The 10,046-nt window shown below is 39.7% G+C and carries 9 protein-coding genes and 1 pseudogene; 6 read left to right on the plus strand and 4 right to left on the minus strand.

What is annotated here, in order from left to right; all coding sequences use genetic code 11:
- Window positions 1–434: 434 nt before the first annotated feature.
- The 5 genes and pseudogenes from H5232_RS15550 (at window position 435) to H5232_RS15570 (ending at window position 4,062) form a co-directional block, all read left to right on the plus strand.
- Window positions 435–1,949, plus strand: a complete 1,515-nt coding sequence (locus H5232_RS15550) for a curlin (RefSeq protein WP_182767328.1) — start codon at window positions 435–437, stop codon at window positions 1,947–1,949.
- A 33-nt stretch (window positions 1,950–1,982) separates the two neighbouring features.
- The gene (locus H5232_RS15555; RefSeq protein ID WP_145234525.1) at window positions 1,983–2,384 is read left to right on the plus strand and encodes a curli production assembly/transport protein CsgE; all 402 of its coding nucleotides are present in this window, start codon (window positions 1,983–1,985) and stop codon (window positions 2,382–2,384) included.
- Window positions 2,374–2,814: a curli assembly protein CsgF gene (locus tag H5232_RS15560; RefSeq protein WP_149981821.1), complete on the plus strand. Its 441-nt coding sequence runs from the start codon at window positions 2,374–2,376 to the stop codon at window positions 2,812–2,814. The genes H5232_RS15555 and H5232_RS15560 overlap by 11 nt, the downstream gene beginning before the upstream one ends.
- A 54-nt stretch (window positions 2,815–2,868) precedes the next feature.
- Window positions 2,869–3,587, plus strand: a pseudogene (locus H5232_RS15565) (CsgG/HfaB family protein).
- A 97-nt stretch (window positions 3,588–3,684) separates the two neighbouring features.
- Window positions 3,685–4,062, plus strand: coding sequence for a DoxX-like family protein (locus tag H5232_RS15570; RefSeq protein WP_182767329.1), 378 nt, complete (start codon window positions 3,685–3,687; stop codon window positions 4,060–4,062).
- A gap of 309 nt (window positions 4,063–4,371) precedes the next feature.
- Here the strand turns inward: H5232_RS15570 and H5232_RS15575 are convergent, their stop codons facing one another.
- The 4 genes from H5232_RS15575 to H5232_RS15590 form a co-directional block, all read right to left on the minus strand.
- A complete protein-coding gene (locus H5232_RS15575) occupies window positions 4,372–5,085 on the minus strand; it encodes a LuxR C-terminal-related transcriptional regulator (protein ID WP_310736214.1) in 714 nt (237 codons plus the stop codon).
- Window positions 5,086–5,257: 172 nt separating this feature from the next.
- A complete protein-coding gene (locus H5232_RS15580) occupies window positions 5,258–6,754 on the minus strand; it encodes a trehalase family glycosidase (protein WP_182797623.1) in 1,497 nt (498 codons plus the stop codon).
- A complete protein-coding gene (locus tag H5232_RS15585; RefSeq protein WP_182831160.1) occupies window positions 6,751–8,001 on the minus strand; it encodes a sugar MFS transporter in 1,251 nt (416 codons plus the stop codon). Before H5232_RS15585 ends, H5232_RS15580 begins: the two co-directional genes overlap by 4 nt.
- Before the next feature lie 103 nt (window positions 8,002–8,104).
- Window positions 8,105–9,112 (minus strand): LacI family DNA-binding transcriptional regulator, encoded by a 1,008-nt coding sequence (locus tag H5232_RS15590; RefSeq protein WP_182730809.1) that lies wholly within the window; start codon window positions 9,110–9,112, stop codon window positions 8,105–8,107.
- Window positions 9,113–9,368: 256 nt separating this feature from the next.
- On the opposite strand from H5232_RS15590, the gene H5232_RS15595 reads away from it, so the two are divergent.
- Window positions 9,369–10,046 (plus strand): Plug domain-containing protein (locus H5232_RS15595; RefSeq protein ID WP_182831161.1); only part of this gene is annotated, 678 nt, incomplete at its 3' end.

A 10,046-nucleotide genomic window follows, 5' to 3' on the forward strand; every position in this document is an offset into this window, starting at 1 on the left:
CACTGTTTTTAACGGTCAATTTATTAACAACACAATCGTTTTTATGAGTAATTAGCGCTCAGTAGATGCCTTACTCGCCTCATCTTTTATTACCAGATTATTCAACATTCCAAGCTGATTACGGTGGAAAACAAGTAAGCAATTGAAAAGAAAGTAGATTAAAAATCATAAAAAGAGATGATTTCGAATATTACGTTTACACAATAAAGTTAACCGTCAATTGGTAGCAGTGCGTAAGTAAAAAAGCATTAATTGCATAAAACACAACACTGCATATCAATATAATTCTTCACTCACTTTTGTATGAGTGAGCTTTTTGCTCTTGATATCACAAAACTTAAATCGGCAAGGCATGCCGAACAAACTATGCAGAACATTAAGGTATCCACAACCCATTAATGACTGCTCTAATAATTATAAGTTAAGGAAAAATCATGAAGTTAAATAAATCTTTATTGACATGTGCAATCGCAGTTGCATTAAGTTCAAGCTTTGTTGCACACGCAAATATCGACGATAAAAACCAATCAACCTCTGTATTAGCAAGTCAAGTGTCAACTACTGCGGTAGGCAATGTCCTCACTATTGAACAAACATCATTGCAAGGTATGGGTAACGATGTAATGGTCACGCAACAAGGTGATGGCCTTGAAGCAAACGTAACAAGTTTAGGCGATAACAACAGCATTAATGTTGATCAAAAACAAATTCAAAACTTGTCTTTAACGTACGTAATAGGCGATAACAACACCCTAAGTCACAGCCAAGATGGTGAAGTTAATGGCGCTCTATCAGACATAACAGGCGATGATAACTCAGTCAATGTTGTGCAGTTTGGCACGGGCTTTTTTGGTATTAATAACGAAGCGATTAACGTAGTTCAAGGTGATGCTAACGACATTGCAGTTACTCAGCAAGATGGCGGCCATTGGTTTTATAATTTGGATTTGCAAGGTAATAGCAACAAAATTAGCGCATCTCAAGCAGGCCTTTTAAATGAAGCAACGCTGGCAACTATTAGTGGTGACGAAAACACCATTGAAGTTACTCAAAACGGCTTGTTTAACGCTTTTACACTTACTGAACTCGTTGGTAATACGAATGAAGTAGTAATAGCACAAGAAGGTAATTTCAACGGCGTTACGGTTACTTCTGTTCGCGGCGATGAAAACAGCTTAGAAATCGAACAAGCGGGTGATTCAAATACTGCGACTTTTGCAAGTGTTGAAGGAAACGAAAACACCCTATCAATCGACCAAGAAGGTAATACCAATACCTTCACATCTGAGTTATTTGCCGGTAATGACAATCAAGTTTCGGTTGATCAACAACAAGATAATAATCAAGTTGGGGCTGATGTATTAGGTGATAACAATGAACTCACTGTTATGCAAAATGGCTCAATGAACGAGACCTACTTGGGCACAATTGGCGCTGACAATGAATTCTCAAGCGTTCAAATTGGTAACGAAAACAGCGCTCACATCGCTAATTTTAATGGTCAAGGCAACGACGTTGATTTAGCTCAAGCCGGTGACATGAATACCGCTTTAATTCAATCTTCGTACCCTGACACATCGCTTACTTCAAACGATAATGACATTAATATCAGTCAATTAGGCAGCACAAATGAAGCAACATTAACCTTTGCAAGTGTGCTAAATAGTAATAACAATAGCGTTGATTTTAGCCAAAGTGGCGATCTGAATGCGATTGATTTAGTTATGGAAGGCAGCAACCATTCTATTGATATTTCGCAGCAAGGCGATATGAATATGGTAGCAGGTATCGATACGGGTGCATTTATCGTTGGTGGTGACAACATCAACTTCACAGTCACACAAGTAGGCAATGGCAACTTAGTTGAAGGTGCTATTACCGCTTCTAACACTTCAGTCGTGATCACCCAAGTGGGCGATTACAACACAGCAACTGTGAGCCAAGAATAAGGATATTGGGGGGCACGTCCCCCCATATTAAACATGACATTAGTTAGAACGCTTATTACCGCGCTAAGCCTGCTTTTTTTAACTACCTTTAGCCACTTATCTCAAGGCGCTGACGAATTAGAAATAGATGGCCTAGTGCTCGATCGCAGCATTAGTCGCTTTGGTCACCAGTTTTATTTTGAATTTTCAAACCTTTGGCGCGACCTACCCTCAACCGCTGGTTTTAATATAGAAATAAAAGAGACCGTACTTCCTCGGGCTGGCACAAAACTGACCTTAGTAATGAATAATCAAATTGTATATGTAACCTATTTAGGGCGTCGCTTGGAGCCTATTGATGAGCGTGTAGAACACGCTTTATACAGTGTTATGGATGCGATGGCGCGCTCTAATTTACATAAAGCTTCGCCCGATATGGCAAAAAATGGATGGTAAAATGGCCCCCTACTCAAGAAAATATATAACAACAATTATAATGATATTACTCCCCTTATCTGTATCTGCAACAGAGCTTGTGTATACCCCCATTAATCCAAGTTTCGGAGGTAGTCCACTCAATGCCAGTATGCTATTAAATAAAGCGCAAGCGCAAAATAAACATAAAGCACCAATAATTGAACAAAGCTACGCTGAGAAATTTCAAGATTCTCTAGAACGTACCTACTTAAACCGCATGGTAAGAGAGATCACTGATATTGCCTTTGGTGAAGATATAGATGAAAGTATTTTTAACCAAGATTCAATTTTTTTAAGTGGTGATTACGAAATTCAAGTGATCACCAGTACCGTAGATTCAATTACAGTGCGAATAACCAACACCACTGACAACAGTGTCGTGGTCATTGAAGTACCGAGGTTTAGCTAAATGAAAGCGCTATTTATTGCAGTACTTACCCTGGCATTATCCGCATGCAGTAGCATGGGCAATTTGATCCCACCTTCGCAACAGTTGGCCGCAAGTTTAACCCCCACTGAAACCTTTAAAGCACTTCAACAGTTACCAACACCTGCTGGCAGTATCGCCGTATCGGTATATTCTTTTCGTGATCAAACGGGGCAATATAAACCGCAAGGCAATGTTAGTTCATTTTCAACCGCCGTCACTCAAGGGGCTAATTCCATCTTAATACAAGCGCTGCACGAATCTGATTGGTTTATTCCGGTTGAACGTGAAGGTTTGCAAAATATTCTGACTGAAAGAAAAATTATTCGTGCCGCCCAAGCCGAACAGCCAAATGCTGTTGAATTACCACCACTGACCACCGCTAAAATCATTTTAGAAGGCGGTATAATTAGCTACGACACCAATGTAAAAACCGGTGGTTTTGGCATGGAATATTTTGGCATCGGCGCGTCAGAACTCTACCGCGAAGATGCAATCTCGATTTACTTACGTGCCGTAGACGTGCGTACTGGGCAAGTATTATTGTCCGTAGCCACCAGCAAAAAAGTGCTCAGCCAGAAATGCGCGCAGGGTTTTTCCGTTATGTTAGTTATAAACGTTTAGCCGAAGCCGAAGCGGGTTTTAGTGATAACGAACCGATGAGTATTTGCGTAACCCAAGCAATTGAAAAAGCACTCAGTGATCTAGTCATCAAAGGCATAGATAAAGGCATATGGGCAACAAAGCGTAGTTAATTAAACACTTAACATGATTGCTTTGGTAAATAGTTAATTCATTTACTAAGGCCACATGCTAATCTCTAAAATTAATCTTGCTTGAAAAGGAAGCTGTATGTCATCAGTCCAAATTGCCCGATATATCATTAGTTTTAGCTGGTTATACCACGGCATATTTCCAAAACTTGTGCATATTGCCCCGCTTGAAAAACTAATAACTGCAAGCCTTGGCTTTTCAGAATCGATGTCTTATTTAATCACTAAATCGGCGGGGGTCGGCGAGGTCGCCTTCGCTATACTGCTATTTATATATTATCAATCTAAAATAATCATTGTTTTAAATATCATTGCATTAGTTGGGTTACTATTCTTTGTTGCTGCGCTACAACCACAACTTTTAGTTGAAGCATTTAACCCCGTGACTACAAACTTGCCAATTATTGGCCTAAGCTTAGTGCTATTAAATTGCCTAAAGGCTCAGCCCAATAACTAAGTTGGGAAAATAATCCAATGGTAATTACCGATTGAGTGCTATATAAAACAAAGGTTATACGTGCTCTGAGATCTGTTTGGCTAAAGCTGCAAACTCACTGTCGTCGGCTCTTTCACAATCGTGAGATGATAAATTTCAAAAACATACCTGTTCGCCCCACTCCCTCTAGCGCAGAGTCAAAAATGCCAAGGCACCTTGTCTTCCCAAACAGGATGATAAGGTGCCTTACCTGAAACAATATCACAAAATATGCAGTTACTAATGGTCCAGCCTACTGATTATAATTGGGCGTATATAATGGTTGATCTGTTAGTCATGCAACGGCAACCGTACCGCCATATAGCGCTGTGCCCAATTAGATAACTCAATACGATTTCGTGAATTGGTTTTTTTAAATGCGCTATAAAGGTGTGTTTTTACGGTGTGATCACTGATATTTAACCGCTCTGCGATACTATGATTATTCGCCCCTTGTGCGAGTAAATGGATCACTGACTTTTCACGTTTGGTTAGATTTGCTAGTGCTTCATGTTCACTATCAGCATCGTAGTTAGAATGTGGCTCAAAACGACTTACCATGGCGAGCACTTCATTAAATGTAGAAGAAATAATCTTGCGACTGAACCAGAGTTCATCATTAATGATCCGCATTAATCCGGTAAATACGTCTTCAGGAAGATCATTGTTATAAAAAACTCCCTTAAAGTTATTAAGTAATAAGTTTTTTTCACAAATAGCGTCAGAATGCGCATTAAACACAATTACAGGTTTCACTTTGGCTAAGGCTAATAAGTCTGCTGGTATTAAATTTTGCCAATTGCAGCCGCTGCTATCAATTAAGAAAAGATCAAACTCATTACGGTTGTCATTATGGGGGAGACTGTCGTCCATTTTTACTTTACTAAAAAATGCATCTAGCGTTTTAATTAAGTATGGATAACACTGTGAACGAACTGGCATTTTAAATACGGTTTTGATAAATACGGAGGTTGGTTGAATCATTGCATCTCGTCCTTGAAACATTTCGTTCACAATACCTAAAACAACTCCAATGTTCAACCTATTTTACTCAAATCTATTGATTTATAAAGAGAATAAAAATTCTAGACGTCTAGATACTTGACTACCAAGCAGTTTAAAAGTCAACCCTTTTAATTATAAAATCTATTTAAATCAACCCTTTGTTACTAACTTGTTACTTTATTAAATGATAAAATCGAGAAGTAACTCCGTTGGTCCAACCAAAGCCTTGCTGCACTTTGTACTCGCCACCTCCAGCTCTATTTTCAGGCTCATAAACATTGTATTTTTCGAGTAGACAGTGGTCGGTTTTAAAACTGTTTTCTATCATCTGTAACCAATTGCTCATTATGATGTTTGCATCTGCAACAAAGCCATACTGGTGAAATCCGTGTACAGCAAACCACTGCAGTGGTGCCCAACCATTAGGGCTATCCCATTGCTGGGAAGTCTCATTGAGGGTTGTTACTAATCCGCCTGGTTTTAAAAAGTCACTCATAAGCTTATTTTTAACCAACACCGCCTGCTCTTCGCTGGCACAATTGACAAATAATGGGACGGTGGCGGCAAGCGACAGCACTGTAGATTGTTGCTGGCTTTGATAATTAAAATCAACAAAAAACCCCATATCAGTACTGAATAAATACTGATTAATTGCCGCACGTCTTTGAGCTGCTTGTTGCTCAAAATACTGTTGCTTATTTGTATTTTTTAATACCGCAAAATAATGACCCAGCTGTTTTTCAAGGTAATAAAGTAAACTATTGAGGTCCACAGGAATGATATCCGTGGTTTGAATACTGGTAAGCTTATTATTACCCAGCCAGCGACTACTAAAATCCCAACCAGACTCGCACGCAGCTCTAATATTTCTATAGTAATTAGCTCTTTGCTGTTCAGGAAGTAATGAGGCATCATGCAAATCTTCACGCAGTGATTCTGGCCGTGGTGTTGCTTGATCATCCCAATAACGGTTAAGTAATGCACCATTTGCCATTTTTACTACACGCTTATGGCTTGATATTTGCTCACTCAGTAGCTCTGCCCCCTGCATCCAAAATGTATATTCTTGCTCAAGGGCAACAACGCAATCAGTTAACCATGCAAAGTCACTATTTTTACAGTATTTTGCTTGCCAAATTAAATCAACCATCAGCGCTAGAATAGGAGGCTGCGAGCGAGAACTATAGTAACTGCGGTTACCATTGGGAATACAACCATTACGATTTTGCAGATCAATAAAATTAGCAAGCATGGCTTCGATACTGTCTATATCGCCAATATCTTGCAAACCTAACGCAGTAAAATAACTATCCCAATAATATATTTCTTGAAAGCGCCCACCCGGTACTATGTAGCTGTGTTTAAGGGGTAATAAAGAGCTGGCTTTAGCTGTGTCTGCATTGCGATGCAAATACGGCCATAAATTAGCAATATAGCTTTGCACACTATCGCTGTTGCTTTGCTGAGTTGGGAGCTGTGTTGATTCAAACGTAAAATGCTGTGCTACAAATTCTGTTAACTGTGGTGTAGTAAGTGGTTTAACGCGTAAGTAAAGGTCGCATGCTAACTGCCAACTATCATTAGCAATCGCATCAGCAAAAGTTTTACTGTCACTAAATATAGCCGCCAGTTGCACATCTAAAAATAATTGGCTATTTACAAAGTTCATATCGTTCCTTTTTCTGGCACTGCGCCTAAGTTTACTGTCATTTTTTTAAATAAAGTTACACTGATCAACAACAAGCTAATTGGGATCAAGGTAAGATAAAAGGCATGTTGGCCACTAAATTTATCAAAGATGAAGCCGGTAATTACTGAACCAGTGGTGCCGCCTAATGCTGAAAAAACCACGATAAGTCCGGTCATAGCTGCCTGCTGGTGAGCGGCTAACGCACTGAGCATCACAGAGTTAAGTAATGGGTAAAGAGGAGCCATAAAAAAGCCAATGAGCGGCAGCATGTATGCTGCAAAAGGCACATCAAATACACTCGTTACTTGGCTGCCATCAATTTCATGAGTCAGCGGCAAAACCAGTAGCACCAGCACGCCCATAGCAACCAAGCAACTTAACAACAAACTATACCAGCCAATAACGCGTAATATCTGCCCCGCCACTAGTCTACCTAGCGCCAGTGCTGCGGCAAACACACTGGCCAGTTGAATACTAATATCAACTGGCAGCTTAAGTACTTGATTATTAAAAGTAGGTAACCAAGTCCCTACCCCTTGCTCAATCAACACATATAAAAATGCACTGATAATAAATATAACCACTAGAGGTTTATAAGTGAGTGTTAGCATGTCAATAAAAGCAGCTAATTGACTGGTACGTAATGTTGCTTTTTGCGGAACTTTTATTGGCGCTATAAGCACTGTAATAAAAGCCATACCCGCTAACAAAGCCAGCAAATAATACACGTTCAACCATGCTGTATTTTGCGCATTACTACTATCAATAAACCATGAGAACACCCAATAGCCAGATAACACCCCAAGCATAAAAATACCTTCAATGGTGTTAAGCAATGCTGAGTGCTGATTGGCGTTATCAGTGACTTGGCCAATAACCGAGTAAACGGATACTTTCATAATCGCAAAGCTGCAACCAATCACAGCAAACAATACTTTGAACGCATAAAACTGTGCAATTGAGGGCATTAACAAGCACATTAAGGCAACCAGCCCCAACGCTATAAGCATGGCCAGTTTATAGCCAAGTCGAGGAATAAATGATGCAACAACAAAAGAAACTATTGCTATGGTAAGGTCTTTATAGCCTTCTAAAACAGAAGCTTGCGTTTTTGTTATGTCAAAACTATTGATGGCTTGTAAAATTACGGTGCCAACACTATTGAGTAAAATAGCGAACACGAAATAGCTACACGCCAACGCTATGGTTATTCTTATTGGGTTCATGCACGTTAACCTGATGTTGATTTCTTTTAGCATAGTGTAGCGCAAAATAAAATGCAAACGTTTGCATTTTAAATTTCAAAATTGAGTTAACTCACCCTACAGATTATCCTTTGCTAGATTGACGATTAATTAATTCTATTTCAACAACTTGTGATTCAGCTGACTGACCTTGTAACTGCGCTAATAATTTTTCAACCAGTAATACTGAGGCTCGCTGAGTGTTTTGTTTAATGCTCGAAAGTGATGGGTGACTCACATCTGCCATGGCAATATCATCAAAACCAACTAACGCAACATCGTTAGGAATACTGATATAGCGCTCTTTTAACGCTTTCATAGCGCCTAGTGCCACCATATCGCTGCACGCCATAATGCCGTCGAAACATAAACCTTTCGCGACTAGTAATTGGTTGATCCCGTGGTATGCTGCGCTACTAGTAATATCGATAGACACTACGTTTGCTATAGCGTTAGCCGTATTTAGAGCAGCTAAATAACCACGGTAACGTTCGCCAATTTCAGCATGTCCTGGGTCTCCCAAAAATACAATATTTTTAGCGCCACCTGCTAATAAGTGTTCAGTCGCAAGACGACCCCCAACAAAGTTATCACTGCCTACAATGGGATAATTACTGGGAGTTTTTGGGTCACCCCAAACAACTAAGGGCACGCCTGCATTAGCGGCGGCTTCAATGTTTGCCGGATCTTTGCCTTGCCCAACCACAATAATGCCATCAGCCCGACGGCTATTGATAAAGTAATTAGCCCAGTCATCACCGGCCATAAATGAGTTTGAGAGTAGAAGTTCTAGCCCTTGTTTATTCAACGCGAGGTTTATCTCTCCGACTACCTTAAGCAAAAAAGGGTCGTTAATTGATTGCTCAGTGCCACTGTCGAAATTTATGATCACTGCTACAACATTGGTTTTTTGTGAGCGAAGGCGGCTCGCAGCCGTATTTAAACTGAAGTTATGTTGCTTTGCTAACTGCTTTAATTTATCTCTAGTTTCTTTTTTTATCAATGGGTTATCATTTAACGCACGAGAAACAGTCGAGGTTGATACTCCAGCAAGCTTGGCTAGATCCGCTAACTTTAGTTGTTTGTTATTCATTGCTAAGTACGAAGCCTTCCTTAAATCGTGAAGTTGCAATATACCATCATTATTAAAATTAGGCTGCGCCAAGGCCTAAATTTAGTCATAAACATAACCGTGTATAAAAATAATACAGAAAGTTAAAAAAATAATTGCAAACGTTTGCATAAAGTTCTAAGGTTTAAAAGAACACAGCATTAACATTTCATTAAATTAGTTAGTGCTTTGTTATTTATAGTTTTTTAAATAACGAACAAAAAATGGGAATACCAACATGACAACAACACACACACCAAGCAAACTTGCTTGCGCTATTATTTTAGCGCTATCCAGTCAAACCGTGCTTGCAGATCAACCAGCAACAAGCGCGCAAACAACCACAGATAAAAAAGTTGAACGCATTGTGGTTTCTGGTACACCTGCAGGTATGGGCGTTCGTAAAATTGATGCCAGCTATGCTGTGACAAATATTGATGCTGAGCAAATAATTAAACTATCACCAAAAAGTACTGCGGACTTATTTAAAGCAGTTCCCGGTGTGTGGGTTGAAAGCTCGGGTGGTGAATCTGGCGCTAATGTATTTGTTCGTGGTTTTCCTGGTGGTGGTGATGCGCCATTTTTAACCCTAAGCCTTGAAGGTTCTCCTATTTACCCAGCACCAACATTATCGTTTTTAGAAAACTCATCATTATTTAGAATCGACGAAACCATTGAAACCATGGAAGCATTACGTGGTGGTCCAAACCCAGTGGTTTCTAACGGCCAACCGGGCTTAACAACCAACTTTCGTTTAAAGCGTGGCAGCGAAGATACTCAAGGCTTATTTAAATACACCACCTCTGATTACGATTTGCAACGTGTTGATGCTGTTTTAAGTGGCGAAATCAGCGACGACCTATATTTTATGGTAGGCGGCTATGTAAAAAGCTCACCAGGTATTCGTGATGCAGGC

The sequence above is a fragment of the Pseudoalteromonas sp. SG41-5 genome (assembly GCF_014164495.1).
Taxonomy (GTDB): Bacteria; Pseudomonadota; Gammaproteobacteria; order Enterobacterales; family Alteromonadaceae; genus Pseudoalteromonas; species Pseudoalteromonas rhizosphaerae.